The organism is Sphingopyxis sp., from assembly GCF_036261875.1.
Classification (GTDB): Bacteria; Pseudomonadota; Alphaproteobacteria; order Sphingomonadales; family Sphingomonadaceae; genus Sphingopyxis.
Genome location: NZ_DATAJZ010000020.1, coordinates 24517 through 38100, shown reverse-complemented (window position 1 = coordinate 38100; position 13584 = coordinate 24517). Strand labels below are relative to the sequence as shown.

The following is a 13584-nucleotide window of genomic DNA, read 5'->3' as shown; positions in this document are numbered from 1 at the left end:
CGGTCATGCCAGCACCTCCTTCAGCGCCGCAGCAAAGCCGGCGATATCCTCTTCGGTGACGGTCTCGGTCACCGCGACGACAAGCCCGTTCGCCAGCGCGTCATTGTCGGGGTAGAGGCGGCCAAGCGAGACGCCGCCGAGAATGCCCTTCTCCGCCAGCTCATGGATGACGGGCCGCGCCGCCTTCGGCAGGACCAAGGTGAATTCGTTGAAGAAGCCGCCGTTCAGCAGCGACACGCCCGGCACCTTCGCCAGTTCGACGGCGGCGGCCTTGGCGCGGCCATGGTTGATGCCCGCCAATTGGCGGAGCCCCGCTTCGCCCAGCAGGGTCATGTGAATGCTGAAGGCCAGCGCGCAAAGCCCCGAATTGGTGCAGATATTGCTCGTCGCCTTCTCGCGCCGGATATGCTGCTCGCGGGTCGAGAGCGTCAGCACGAAGCCGCGCTTGCCATTGGCGTCGGCGGTCTCGCCGCACAGGCGCCCCGGCATCTGGCGGACATATTTGGCCTTGCAGCCGAACAGACCCAGATAGGGACCGCCGAACTGCAGCCCGACGCCGATCGACTGCCCCTCACCGACGACGATGTCGGCGCCCATCTCGCCCGGCGCCTTGATCAGGCCGAGCGCGACGGGTTCGGTCACCACCGCGATCAGCAGCGCGCCCGCGGCCTGGCAGGCATTCGCCAGCGCGGCCATGTCATCGATGCGGCCGAGGATGTCGGGATATTGGACGACGACGCAGCTCGTCTCCTTGTCGACCGCCGCCGCGAGTGCGGCCCAATCGGTGCCAGCCTCGAGGTTCGGATCGCCGTCGACGAGCACGTCGCCGGTATATTTCGCCATCGTGCGGGCAACGCTGCGATAATGCGGATGAAGCCCGGTCGAGAGCAGCGCCTTGCTGCGCCGCGTGACGCGCCGCGCCATGACGATCGCTTCCCAGCAGGCGGTCGAGCCGTCGTACATCGACGCATTGGCAACATCGGTGCCGAGCAGGCGCGCGACCTGGCTCTGAAACTCGAACAGCATCTGCAACGTGCCCTGCGCGATTTCGGGCTGATAGGGAGTGTAGGCGGTCAGGAACTCGCCGCGCTGGATCAGATGGTCGACGCTCGCCGGGACATGGTGGCGATAGGCGCCGGCGCCGAGGAAGAAGGGTCCGTCGCCCGCCGCCATGTTCCGCCGCGCGAGTGCCGCCATGTGGCGCTCGACCGCAAGCTCGCTGGCATGGTCGGGAAGCCCGGCGATCGTGCCGTCGAGCCGCGCTTCGGCGGGCACGTCGACGAAGAGATCGTCGATCGACGCGGCGCCGACGGCGGCGAGCATCGCCGCGCGGTCGTCGCTGGTGAGGGGAAGATAACGCATGAACTACTCCGTGGAAGAAGCGGAATGGACGGCAAAAAGCTGGGCGAGGTCGGGAAGCGATCCCTGAAAGATCGCGGGGCCGCTGTGCGTCGTGCGCACCCACGGCGCGAGCCAGATGCGGAAACCCGCATCGCGCGCGCGGCGGCAAAAGGCATAATCGTCGGACAGCAATTCGCGGCTGTCGGGGTCGATCATCGGCAGGAAGAAGCTCTGTTCGCTGTCCGCGACGCCGTGCGCAATGCGCTCGCCGGGGTCGGTGCGAAAGGCGAGCTCGGGGTGCCGCGCTGCGAGGCCATCGAGCACATCGCGGCGGATCAGCATCATCCCGGTCCCGGCGCGCGTCAGTTCGACGAGGTCGGTCAGCGCGAAACGCTGGTCCCGATGCAGGAAATGCAGCGCGAACTCGCCGCCGAAGCGCGCGAACTCGCCGGGATCGTCCGTCGCCATCCCGCGCTCGACCGCGCGCGCGACATTGGACCAGTTGATCATCCGCCGCGGACAGGCGGCGGCAAGAATCGCGCAATCCTCCTGCTCGCGCATCGCGCGCAGCATCGAAAAGACATCGTCGGCCGCGAAATCGATATCGGCGTCAACAAACAGCAGATGGGTGCAGTCGCTGGCGCGGAAGATCGCCGAGAGCAAGTCGCGCGCGCGGGTGATCGACGCCTGATAGAGGATGAACTCGAACCGCACCGCGATGCCCGCCGCCTGCGCCTTCAACGCGAGGTCGAGCGCCGCGCGGACATAGCTGCCCTGCGCCCCGTCATAGATGGGCGTCGCCACCATCAGGCGGCAATCGGCGAAGGCGGCGTCGGATGCGCTCATCGAAGCCTCCAAGGCCCCTCCCCTTCAGGAGAGGGGTGAAAGCGGTCAAAGGTCGGCGATGAAGGCCTTATAGGCTTCGGCATTCATCAGGCCGTCGAGCTGGCTCTTGTCGGTCAGCGTCATGCGGAAGAACCAGCCTTCGCCCTCGGGGTCGCTGTTGACGAGGGCCGGGTCCTCTTCGAGCTGGCCATTGCCCTCGGTCACCACGCCGTCGACCGGCGCATAGACGTCGCTGGCGGCCTTGACCGATTCGACGACCGCGGCGTCGCCGCCCGCGGCCAGTTCGGCGCCGGTGTCGGGAACCTCGACGAACACGATGTCGCCGAGCTGGCTCTGCGCAAAGTCGGTGATGCCGACCGTCGCGACGTCGCCATCGACATCGACCCACTCATGCTCTTCGGTATAATAACGCGGCATCGGTCAGCCTCCCTGTTTGCGGACATAATGATGGGGAATGAAGGGCATGGCGGCGACGGTGCACGGCACGCGCTTGCCGCGAACCTCGGCAGCGATCGCGGTACCGGGCGCCGCGTGGTCGCGCGGCACATAGCCCATCGCGATCGGCGCGCCGACGCTGGGAGCAAAGCCGCCCGAGGTCACGACGCCGATTTCGGTGTTGCCGTCGAACAGCTTGGCGCCCTCGCGCACCGGCAGTTTGCCATCGACGAGCAGGCCGACGCGCTTGCGCGGCGGACCGTCGGCGAGGTGGCCGAGAATGCGCGCGGCGCCGGGGAAATTCGCTTCTTCGCGGCGGCGCTTGCCGATCGCGAAGCCAAGGTCGCCTTCGATCGGATCGGTGTCTTCGCTGAGGTCGTGGCCATAGAGCGGCAACCCGGCTTCGAGCCGCAGGCTGTCGCGCGCGCCGAGCCCGATCGGCTTCACGTCTTCCATCGCGCACAGCGCATCGGCAAAGGCCGCGAGCGCTTCGTTCGGGAGCGAGATTTCAAAGCCGTCCTCGCCGGTATAGCCCGAGCGGCTGAGCGCGATCGCATGGTCGTTCCACGTCGCCTGCGCGGCCTGCATGAACACCATGTCCGTGCATTCTGGCACCAGCCGCGCCAGTGCGTCAGCCGCCTTCGGCCCCTGGAGCGCGAGCAGGCCATAATCCTCGTTATGATTGAGCGTGACATCGTCAGGAAGATTTTCGCGAAGATAGCCGATATCGTCCCACTTCACCGCGCCGTTGACGACGATGCCGAGCTGATCGCCCTCGTTGGTGATCATCAGATCGTCGAGTATGCCGCCATCCTCGCCGAGCAGCAGCGAATAGCGCATGCGGCCGGGCTTGAGCGCCGCGATGTCGCCGGGGACGAGCGTTTCGAGCGCCTCCACGGCGCCTTCGCCTTCAAGGCTGAGCTGCCCCATGTGACTGACGTCGAACAGACCCGCATTCTCGCGCGTCCACTGATGTTCGGCCATGATGCCTTCATATTGGATCGGCATCCAGTAACCGGCGAATTCGACCATCCGGCCGCCCTTCGCGCGGTGCCAGGCGTCGAGCGGCAGCGTTGCGGTGGGAACCGCTTCTTCGCCCGTAAAGTCCGTTTCGGTCATGTCAGTCTCCCGCGGTTGACATGGCAAGGCGCGGCCCGATGCCGTCCTGTCGCCATGCCCCCTCTGTCACGGGAACCTGAGAGTTTTCCCCTGCGAGAACGCAGGGTTACCCCTTCGGTGGTCCCGACGACCTTCGCCGGAACGCTTTCCAGAGTGTCCGTTCCAGCCTGCGCGGTCCGTTGACCTGAGAGTTTCCGGGGCGGTTGCTCCTTCGGTGGCGGCGCAGGTCGCCCTGCTCCGCGCTCTCCCGCGCGGCCGGCCGAATCTCCGCAAGAAGGCCCGACAGACGCCCGAGCCTTGGCGTCGCCTTTTTACGGAGTCAATCGGCGAGCGCGCGGATCGCGTCGTTTTCGTGGATATAGACGCCGGACGCCCGCTCGCCGGTCAGCCGGGCCATCGCCCTCGCGACCCTTTCGGCGGGAATCGAGCGATAGCGGCGCAGCGATCCGTGAAGCAGCGCATCGGTCAGCGGCGCCGCGACCATCGCAATGCCCTCGCCCAGCCGCGGCGGCCCCGCGCGGTTCCCGGTCAACAGGCCGGGCCGCAGAAGGTCGAGCCGATCGAACCCCAGCGCCCGAAGCGCATCCTCGACCTCACCCTTGGTCCGCAGGTAGAAATTGGAGGCTTTCGATGACGCCCCGACGCTGCTGACCGCGATCATATGCCGCACCCCTGCCTCTTTCGCGGCGCGCGCGCAGGCGAGAACCAAATCATGATCGACCGCGCGAAACGCCGCCTGCGACCCCGCCTGCCGGATCGTGGTGCCGAGGCAGGAGATGAGGATCGCGGGCCGCCGTTCGGCAATGAGCGCGGGCCATTGCTCGCCGGGCGCAACGACCATTTCCGGTTGCGAATCCGGATCATCGGGCGCGCGGCGAACGAGGCTCGTCGCCGCGACCGACCGTGCCACAACGCCGCCGACAAGGCCGGTTGCACCGATCAGGATGATATCGGGTGACGCCATGGAACCATCCTATGCCGCGTCGGGTGGGGTTGGCAATGTGGGTCATTTTTCGCGCACAGTGCGCGGCGTTCAGGCGTGCGCCAGCGCCTCTGGCACCGCTTCGCGTCCGAAAATCTCGGCAAAGCGGTCAATCGCAAAGCGGTCGGTCATCCCGGCGATATAGTCGCCGATATGGCGCACCGTCGCGCTGTCGCCTTCGGGCAGGCGCGACGCCCAATCCTCGCCCATCAGGCGCGGGTCGGCCGCATAGGCGCCGAACAGGCGCGACACGACCTCCTTTGCCCCCGCCGCCGCCTCGATCTGCGAGGGATGGTGATAGAGGTTCGCATACATGAAGCGCTTGAGATCGCGCTCCGCCCTCGCGAGTTCGTCCGAGAAATCGCCGAGCGTGCGGCCCGCCGCGCGGACCTCGCCCACGCTCGCGACCCCGGCGGCGGCGACGTTCGCTTCGGTTGCGGCGATCACGTCGTTGACCATCACGCCGATCTGGTCGCGCACCAGTTCGCGCAGCAAGCGGTCGCGCGGCGCGCCGGGAAAGCGGCCCTCGACCGCGCGGTAATTGGCGGCGACGAAGGGCTGGCCCATCAACTGGTCGAGCGTCAGCAGCCCCGCGCGCAGCCCGTCGTCGATGTCGTGATTGTCATAGGCGATGTCGTCGGCGACCGCCGCGATCTGCGCCTCGAGGCTGGCGTGGCTCGGAAGGTCGAGCGGAAATTCACCGTCGATCTCGGCCAGCGCCCAGCCGGGGCGACGCACCGGGCCGTTGTGCTTGGCGAGCCCCTCCAGCGTCTCCCAACTGAGATTCAGCCCGTCGAAGCGCGGATAGGGACATTCGAGCCGCGCCAATGTCCGCAGCGTATGGCCGTTATGATCGAAGCCGCCGTGACCCGCCATCGCGGCCTTCAGCGCATCCTCGCCCGCATGGCCGAAGGGCGGGTGGCCGATATCGTGCGCGAGGCAGAGCGCTTCGGTCAGATCCTCGTTGAGGCCGAGCGCGCGGACGATGCCGCGGCCGATCTGCGCGACCTCGATACTGTGGGTCAGGCGGACGCGATAATGATCGCCGTCGGGCGCGACGAAGACCTGCGTCTTGTGGCGCAGGCGGCGAAAGGCGATCGAGTGGATGATGCGGTCGCGGTCGCGCTGAAAGGCGTCGCGCGGACCGCGCACGACGCGGCCGGGCTCTTCGTGGCGGCGGCCGCGGCTCTGCGCCGGATTGCTGGCGCAGGCGGCGACGCTCATTTGACCGGGTCGACGCTCTGGCCGGCGTCGCTGTTGAACAGGAAGCCGTCGCCGCCCGCCTTCTTGTAGTCGCCAAGCCAGTCCTGCGCCGCCGCGCGATCCTTGAATGGCCCGACGAGCAGGCGCCGCGTCTTGCCCCATTCGGTGGTTGCGGCCGATTTTCCCTTGAACAGCGCCGCGTTCTTCTTCGCGAACCGGTCATAGTCGAACGCCAGCGCCTTGGCATTGGCGCCGGTCGCGATCTGCACCCAGATGCGCGCGGGATTCGCTTTCTTTTCCGCCGCTTCGGCCTTGGCCTTCGCGTCGGCTTCGGCTTTCGCCTTGGCGGCTGCCTCTTCCTTCTCGCGCTTCGCCTCTTCGGCGGCATCGGCGCGCTTCTTGTCCTCGCGCAGCCTAGCGAGCACGTCGGCGCCGATCGCATTGTCGGGCCGCGCCAGTTCCTCGGGCGGAATCTCGATCGAGCTGGCGATAGCGGCGAGCGAGGCCAGCGGCGCCTCGGGCGTCACCGCGCTTCCCGCCGGGGCGATCGAAGGCGGCGGCGTCATGGGAGCCGCCGCCGGAGCCGGCGCGGGGCGTCCGACGTCGGCGATCGAAAAGCCGGGACCGACGGGTGTCGACGATTGCACGGGATTGGTACCGATCGGGGCGACAGACGTGGCCGTGGAAGGGGCAGGCGCAGACGAAGCCGGCGCCGACGAAACGGGGGCGGGCGGCGTGGCGATAGCCATTTCCGTCCTTGCGGGAACCGGCGCCGGACTGCCGGCGGCGGAGGGAGCGGGACTATGCGCGGCGGGAGGCTGCGACGCGGGCGGAGCTGCCGCTGGAACGGGTACCGCGGATGCTGCCGGTTGCGGCGCCGGCGAAACGGCCGGCACGGGTTTCGGCGCCGGTTTCGAAGCGGGTTTCGGCATGGCCGATGCTGGCGGCTTGCTTCGTTCCGCCCTTTTGCCGGTTGTGACTGCGGGCGGAGGCGTCGGAGCCGGCGTCGCGGCGGCGACCTGCACCGGCCCCCGGCGCGGGCCGAGTTCGCCGCTCGGGAAACGGCCGAAATGCGCGGCGGCGGCCTGCTGCGCCGGGTTGAGCCGGTCCATCTGCGTCAGATAGGGCAGGATATTCTGCGCGAGCGCCGGGGGCATCGTCGCATTGACAATCTCGGTCGCCTCGGCATCGCGGCCGTTCATCGCCAGGATCATCGCGCGCAGCCGCCACGCCGCGCGATCCTGCGCGCGAAGCTGCGGGGTCAGCAACTGCACCGCGCGGTCGGGCTCGCCGCTGATCCCGAGTGAGAGCGCATAACGGCGCGTCACCTCGTCATTGGGGGCGATCGACAGCGCGAGCTGATAGTCGCGCTGCGCCGCATCCTGCTGCCCCAGCAGGTCGCGCGCGAGCCCGCGGTCGGCGAGAAACAGGCGTTCGGGCGCGCCGAGAAGCTGCGCTTCGCCGAAATAGTCGAGCGCGCGCGTCGGGCTTTCCATATGGACCATCGCCGACCCAAGCGCCGCCTTGACCGCGCCATCGCGCGGGCTCGCCTGCTCGGCGCGGGTCAGGAAGCCGACCGCGGCGCGATAATCCTCGAGCTCGTTCGAAGCGCGCCCGGCATCGAGCAGCGCCGCGGCATCATTGCTGTTCGTCGCCAGCCGCCCGAGCGCCGACGACAGCAGCGTTCGCGCCGCGGTGCGCTTGTCCATCGCCGCTTTCGTCGCCGCATCGGGCGTCGCTGCCTGAAAGGCGAGCGCGGGCGTGACGACCGCGCTCGTCAGCAGCAGCGCGCCCGCCGTCGCGGCCAGGCGCCGGGCCCGTCCGGGTCCGGCGGCCCAACCGTGTCGCCGCATCGCTTTCCATGGCCGCAAGGGCAAGTCAGATCATCCCGATTTCAGGCCCGCCTTGCCCGGAGCAACGGCCGCTTACTGCCCTGTTACTGGTTGTTCTGGCGTCCGAGGAAGCGCGGGATATCGACCCCGTCCTCCTTGTCCTCTTCGCGGTCGGCGGTCGAACCGCGCGACAGGCGCGACATGCGCTCGAACAGCGTTCCGCCACCGAGCGAACGCGCGGGCGCATCCTCGGCAGGCGCAGCGTGCGGAGCCGCTTCGGCAGCCGGAGCAGCAGGCTGATAACCGGTCGGAGCCTCGGGCTCGCTGAGCACCAGTTCGTCGGCGGTATCGTCGTAGCGCGCCGCGACCTGCGAGAGTTCCATCGGCTCTTCCTCGGCAACGGCTTCGGCGGGCGCTGCGGCCTGCGGCGCGTCGCCGAGCGAGAAGCCGGGGGCCGGGTCATTGTCGGTTTCGACAGGAGCCTCGACCGGCGTTTCGGGCGCGGCCGCCTCGACAGGCTCCTCTGCGACCGGAGCCGGTGCGACGGTGCGCGCGGGCTGGAACGAGAAGCTGCGCGTCGCGGGCGCAGCCTGCACCGACGTGTCGCCGGTGCTGTCGATGCCGGTCGCGACGACCGACACGCGAATCTTGCCGTCGAGATTGTCGTTGAAGGCGCTGCCCCAGATGATGTTCGCGTCGGGATCGACCAGCTCGCGGATATGGTTCGCGGCCTCATCAACTTCCATCAGGCGCATGTCCTCACCGCCGGTGATCGAGATGATGACACCCTTCGCGCCCGCCATCGACACGCCGTCGAGCAGCGGGTTGGCGATCGCCTTTTGCGCCGCTTCGAGCGCGCGGCCGTCGCCTTCGGCTTCGCCGGTACCCATCATCGCCTTGCCCATTTCGCGCATCACGCTGCGCACGTCGGCGAAGTCGAGGTTGATCAGGCCGGGCATGACCATCAGGTCGGTGATGCCGCGGACGCCCTGCTGGAGCACTTCGTCGGCCATGGTGAACGCTTCCTTGAAGGTCGTGTTCGGGTTGGCGACGAGGAAGAGATTCTGATTGGGAATGACGATCAGCGTGTCGACATGGTCCTGAAGCTCGGCAATGCCCGAGTCCGCCGACCGCATCCGGCGCTGCCCCTCGAAGGTGAAGGGCTTGGTCACCACGCCGACGGTCAGGATGCCGCGGTCGCGCGCCGCCTTGGCGATCACCGGCGCCGCGCCGGTGCCGGTGCCGCCGCCCATGCCCGCCGCAACGAAGCACATATGCGCGCCGTTCAGCGCTTCCTCGACCTGCGCGATGCTTTCCTCGGCCGCCGCGCGTCCGACCTCGGGCCGCGAACCCGCGCCCAGCCCCTGGGTGATCTGCGTCCCCAGCTGGATGCGCCGTTCGGCCGGCGAGGCGTTCAGCGCCTGCGCGTCGGTGTTCGCGACGATGAAATCGACGCCCTCGACGCGAGCGGCGATCATGTTGGCGATGGCATTGCCCCCGGCGCCGCCGACCCCGATCACCGCGATGCGCGGCTTCAGTTCATCGACCTGCGGCGGGCCAATATTGATGCTCATCCACTCATCTCCCTGTGCGGCGGACCTGCGCCGCGTCCCTCACCTTGCGACCCATCCGGACGTCAGTCCCACCGTCCGGAATTCTGTGACCGCATTGCACTATTGTGACGTGGGAATCACCCAAAAAATTAACCTTTCCCACGTCCGCCGCTCAAAAACTGCTTTTGAGAGCGGCCATCAATCGATTGATGATGCCCGCATTCTTCGGCCGATACACATCCTGCGCCATCATCGGCAGATCGCGAAGGTCCACCGGGTCCGACGCAGCATAGAGAACCAGACCCGCGAGCGTCGCGAAAGCCGGACCGCCATGGGCATCGGGCAGGCCGTGCAGACCGCGCGGTCGCCCGACGCGCGCGGCGCGGCCGAGCGCGCTTTGCGTGTAGTCGGCGAGCCCTTTCAGGTCGGCGCCGCCGCCGACCAGCACGACCTGACGCCCGACCGGCCCGACGAAATGCAGGTCTTTCAGCGTCCGGCCGATGTCCCCCATCATCGCGTCGAGGCGCTGGCGGATCACCGCGACGAGCTGCGCCCGCGTGATACGCGGCGAATCGCTGCCCGCAGGGGCGCCGGGATCGAGCTCGATGATCTCGTTATTGTCGCGCGGAGAGGCCGAGGCCGAGCCGTAGAAACTCTGCAGGCGCTGCGCCTGGCTGCGCCGGATGCCGAAGGCCGAGGCGATGTCGTCGGTGATGTCGCTCGCGCCGAAGGGCAGCGACGCCATCTCGACGAGCATTCCGCCGGCATAGAGCGAGACGGTGGTGACCGCCGCGCCCAGTTCGACCAGCGCGACGCCGAGATCGCGCTCCTCGTCCGACAGGCAGGCGAGCCCGGCGGCGATCGGCGAAGCGACCACGGCGTTGACGTCGAGATGCGCCTGCCGCACCGCCGCCTCGAGGTTCCGCACCGGCGCGCCGTCGGCCATGATGATGTGAATGTCGACGCCAAGCCGGTCGGCGTGCAGTCCGATCGGGTTCTTGACCCCCGTCAGCCCGTCAAGCGTGTAAAGCGCTGGCTGGGCATGGAGGATCATTCGTCCCTCGGGATCGATCCCGGCGCGGCCCGCGGCGAGCAGGTCGTCGATATCCTCCTGCTCGATGCGGTGGCCGCCGAGCTCGCTCTCGATCGGCGCGACGTCGCTCAAGAGGCTGCCTGCCGAGAAGCTGACCCAGACGTCGTCGATGTTGAGCCCCGCGATCCGCTCGGCCTGCTCGATCGCCTCGCGCACGACATGTTCGGTCTGCTCCATGTCGGCGACATAGCCGCGCTGGACGCCGCGGCTCTCGCGCTGGCCGGTGCCGAGGACATGGAGCTGGCCGTCGGCGGTCTGCCCCGCGATCAGCGCGCAGACCTTCCACGACCCGACGTCGAGCGCGGTGATGATCTTTTCGATGCGGGGCGGCGCCATGGCTTATCCCTTCTCCGCCGAAGCGGCGGCGGCAACAGCATCGGCCGCATCATGCGCATCGTCGAGCTTCGCGGGCGCCACCTGCCCCTCGTGCGGCAGGCGCAGCACGAAACGCGTTGGATCGCGCATGTCGAAGCGCAAGATGCCGCGGCCGAGCAGCCGGTTGGCGCCGTCCATATGCGCGAATTTGGCGAGCGCCGCCTTCGCCTCGACCTCGCCCTCGGGAAGCGACAGCGTCTCGCCGCTGCGGAAGCGCAAATCCCAGCGGCGGTTGCCGACCCAGGTCGCACCCGCGAGCAATTCCTTCAGGGAGCTCGCCTCGGCCAGCAGCCGGTCGAGATCCTGCGCACGGCGGTTCGCGTGCGGGCCGATGACGAGCGGCAGGTCGGGCATCGTCGCGACGCTGACGGGTTCGAGCACGACGCCCTTCGCGTCGATCAGCGACAGGCGATTATTATGCTGCCAGATCGCCGCCGGAGTGCGCTCGACGATATCGACGACCAGCGTGTCGGGCAGGCGGCGCGAGACGCGCGCATCCTTGATCCAGCCATATTGCATCAGGTCGTGGCGGACATCCTCGAGATCGACCGCCGCCATGGAGCGGTCCTTCTGCGCGAGCGCGATGTCATAGACCTTGAGCCGGTCGATGCGGTCGGCGCCGACGACCTCGACCTTCTTGACCTGAAAGCCCGCGCGGCCGACCGCCTGCGCATATTCCTCGTGGATCTTCGCGGTAACCCCCGTCGCGTGGGCGGCGAGCGCGACCGCGGCGGCCAGACCGATGCCGATCGTCCAGTTCGCGGCGCGCTGCAGCGTCGCCGGGCTGACCGGCAACGCGTTGATCACCGCGTTCAGCCGCGACTTCTGGATTTTCCGCCGCTTCTTCGGCGCGCGCGCGGGGCGGCGCGGAGGCGCCTTGCCGCGCTTGATCCGCGTGCTGCTCATAGGGCTTCCTCCACGATGCGCTCGACGAGTTCGGCATAATCGATGCCGACCGCGCGCGCCTGTTCGGGCACGAGGCTGAACGGCGTCATGCCGGGCTGGGTGTTGACCTCCAGCAGATAGATGCCGGCCAGGCCATGCTCGTCGTCCCAGCGGAAATCCGATCGCGACGTGCCCTTGCAGCCGAGCAGCCGGTGCGCCTGGACCGCGAGGTCCTTCATCCGCTGCGCGATGTCGGCGGGGATTTCGGCCGGACAGACATGTTGGGTCAGTCCCTCGGTATATTTGGCGTCATAGTCGTAGAAGCCAGATTTGACGCGCAGTTCGGTGACGCCGAGCGCGGTGTCGCCGAGCACCGCGACGGTCAGCTCGCGCCCCTTGATGAAGGGTTCGGCGAGCAGCCGGTCGAATTCCTGCCACGGGCCGACGGCTTCGCGCGCGATCGGGTTGCCGTAATTGCTGTCGTCCTTGACGATCGCGACCCCGACCGACGAACCTTCGTTGACGGGTTTCAGCACATAGGGGCGCGGCAGCGGATCGACTGAAAACAGGCTTTCGCTGTCGACCATCGTCCCCGTCGGCATGGGCACACCATGCGGCACGAGCGCCTGCTTCGTCAATTCCTTGTCGATCGCGATCACCGAGGTGACGAGCCCGCTGTGAGTATATTTGAGGCCCATCAGGTCGAGCATCCCCTGCACCGTCCCATCCTCGCCGGGAACGCCATGGAGCGCATTGAACACGATGTCGGGCTTCGCCTCGGCGAGCCGCAGCGCGACGTCGCGGTCCATGTCGATGCGGGTGACCCTGTGGCCGCGGCTCTCAAGCGCGTCGGCGATGTCCCGGCCGCTCATCAGCGACACCTCGCGCTCGGCGGACCAACCGCCCATCAGGACGGCGACATGCCACGGACCCCGGCTCATTTCTCGATTCCCACGCGCTGAATTTCCCATTGCAGTTCGATGCCGCTCTTCGCCTTCACCCGGCGACGGACTTCCTCGCCGAGCGACTCGATGTCGGCGCTCGTCGCATCGCCGGTGTTGATCAGGAAATTGGTATGCTTCTCACTGACCTGCGCTCCGCCGACGGCGAGACCGCGGCACCCCGCCTCGTCGACGAGCTGCCACGCCTTGTGCCCATCGGGGTTCTTGAAGGTCGAACCGCCGGTCTTGGATCGCAAAGGCTGCGAGGCTTCGCGGCTCGCCGCGATGCGGTCCATTTCAGCCTGAATGGCTTCGCTCGCGCCGGGACGGCCGCGGAAGGTCGCGCCGATCACCACCGCCCCCTCGGGCAATTCGCTGTGGCGATAGGTGTAGCCGAGGTCGGCAAGCGGCAGCGTCCGGCGTTCGCCCGAGCGCAAGACGACTTCAGCCTCGACCAATATGTCCTTGACCTCGCTGCCATAGGCGCCGCCGTTCATGCGGACGAAGCCACCGACGGTGCCAGGGATCGAGCGCAGAAACTCCAGCCCCGCGACCCCTGCGTCGCGCGCGGTCGAGGACACGAGAATGCCCGACGCGCCGCCGCCGCAGCGCAGCGTCGTAGCGTCGATCGCCTCGACCTTGGCGAACGCCTTGCCTAGCCGGACGACGACGCCCGGAAAGCCACCATCGCGGACGATGAGGTTCGAGCCGAGGCCCAGCGCCATCACCGGAATCGCCGGATCGAGATCGCGAAGGAAGTCCGCCAGATCGTCGGCGTCCTTCGGCTCGAACAGCCAATCGGCAGGGCCGCCGGACTTGAACCAGACGAGCGGCGCCAGCGGGGCGTTGGGGGTGAGCTTGCCACGCACGGTGGGGAGCATCGCGGTCGCGTTCATGACCGCCCCCCTTTTCCGTTCGCATCGAGCGAAGTCGAGATGCCCCTCAGGCTAGGCCTAAGGCCGATGGGTGTCTCGACTTC

Annotated in this window: 12 protein-coding genes and 2 riboswitches; all 12 genes read right to left on the bottom strand. The window is 68.0% G+C overall.

The window, feature by feature from the left end; translation table 11 throughout:
• Positions 1 to 3 precede the first annotated feature (3 nt).
• A complete protein-coding gene (gcvPA, locus tag VHO04_RS09010) occupies positions 4 to 1362 on the bottom strand; it encodes an aminomethyl-transferring glycine dehydrogenase subunit GcvPA (protein ID WP_329628014.1) in 1359 nt (452 codons plus the stop codon).
• Between the two features lie 3 nt (positions 1363 to 1365).
• Complete coding sequence (locus tag VHO04_RS09005; RefSeq protein ID WP_329628013.1) at positions 1366 to 2187, bottom strand: glycosyltransferase; 822 nt, start codon at positions 2185 to 2187, stop codon at positions 1366 to 1368.
• A 45-nt stretch (positions 2188 to 2232) separates the two neighbouring features.
• Positions 2233 to 2604, bottom strand: a complete 372-nt coding sequence (gene gcvH, locus VHO04_RS09000) for a glycine cleavage system protein GcvH (RefSeq protein ID WP_329628012.1) — start codon at positions 2602 to 2604, stop codon at positions 2233 to 2235.
• Positions 2605 to 2607: 3 nt separating this feature from the next.
• On the bottom strand, positions 2608 to 3741 hold the full coding sequence (gcvT, locus tag VHO04_RS08995; protein WP_329628011.1) for a glycine cleavage system aminomethyltransferase GcvT: 1134 nt from the start codon (positions 3739 to 3741) through the stop codon (positions 2608 to 2610).
• 53 nt (positions 3742 to 3794) lie between these two features.
• Positions 3795 to 3903, bottom strand: a riboswitch (glycine riboswitch).
• Positions 3904 to 4001, bottom strand: a riboswitch (glycine riboswitch).
• A gap of 59 nt (positions 4002 to 4060) precedes the next feature.
• Positions 4061 to 4705: an NAD(P)H-binding protein gene (locus VHO04_RS08990; RefSeq protein ID WP_329628010.1), complete on the bottom strand. Its 645-nt coding sequence runs from the start codon at positions 4703 to 4705 to the stop codon at positions 4061 to 4063.
• Positions 4706 to 4774: 69 nt separating this feature from the next.
• Positions 4775 to 5947, bottom strand: coding sequence for a deoxyguanosinetriphosphate triphosphohydrolase (locus VHO04_RS08985; RefSeq protein WP_329628009.1), 1173 nt, complete (start codon positions 5945 to 5947; stop codon positions 4775 to 4777).
• On the bottom strand, positions 5944 to 7779 hold the full coding sequence (locus tag VHO04_RS08980; RefSeq protein WP_329628008.1) for an SPOR domain-containing protein: 1836 nt from the start codon (positions 7777 to 7779) through the stop codon (positions 5944 to 5946). Before VHO04_RS08980 ends, VHO04_RS08985 begins: the two co-directional genes overlap by 4 nt.
• Before the next feature lie 83 nt (positions 7780 to 7862).
• Positions 7863 to 9332 (bottom strand): cell division protein FtsZ, encoded by a 1470-nt coding sequence (gene ftsZ, locus VHO04_RS08975; protein WP_329628007.1) that lies wholly within the window; start codon positions 9330 to 9332, stop codon positions 7863 to 7865.
• Between the two features lie 151 nt (positions 9333 to 9483).
• Positions 9484 to 10740, bottom strand: coding sequence for a cell division protein FtsA (ftsA, locus tag VHO04_RS08970; protein ID WP_257544154.1), 1257 nt, complete (start codon positions 10738 to 10740; stop codon positions 9484 to 9486).
• 3 nt (positions 10741 to 10743) lie between these two features.
• Entirely contained in the window at positions 10744 to 11685 is a 942-nt protein-coding gene (locus VHO04_RS08965; RefSeq protein ID WP_257544156.1) for a cell division protein FtsQ/DivIB, read from the bottom strand.
• Complete coding sequence (locus tag VHO04_RS08960; RefSeq protein WP_329628006.1) at positions 11682 to 12605, bottom strand: D-alanine--D-alanine ligase; 924 nt, start codon at positions 12603 to 12605, stop codon at positions 11682 to 11684. The genes VHO04_RS08965 and VHO04_RS08960 overlap by 4 nt, the downstream gene beginning before the upstream one ends.
• Positions 12602 to 13501: a UDP-N-acetylmuramate dehydrogenase gene (gene murB / locus VHO04_RS08955; RefSeq protein WP_329628005.1), complete on the bottom strand. Its 900-nt coding sequence runs from the start codon at positions 13499 to 13501 to the stop codon at positions 12602 to 12604. Before murB ends, VHO04_RS08960 begins: the two co-directional genes overlap by 4 nt.
• Positions 13502 to 13584: the final 83 nt, after the last annotated feature.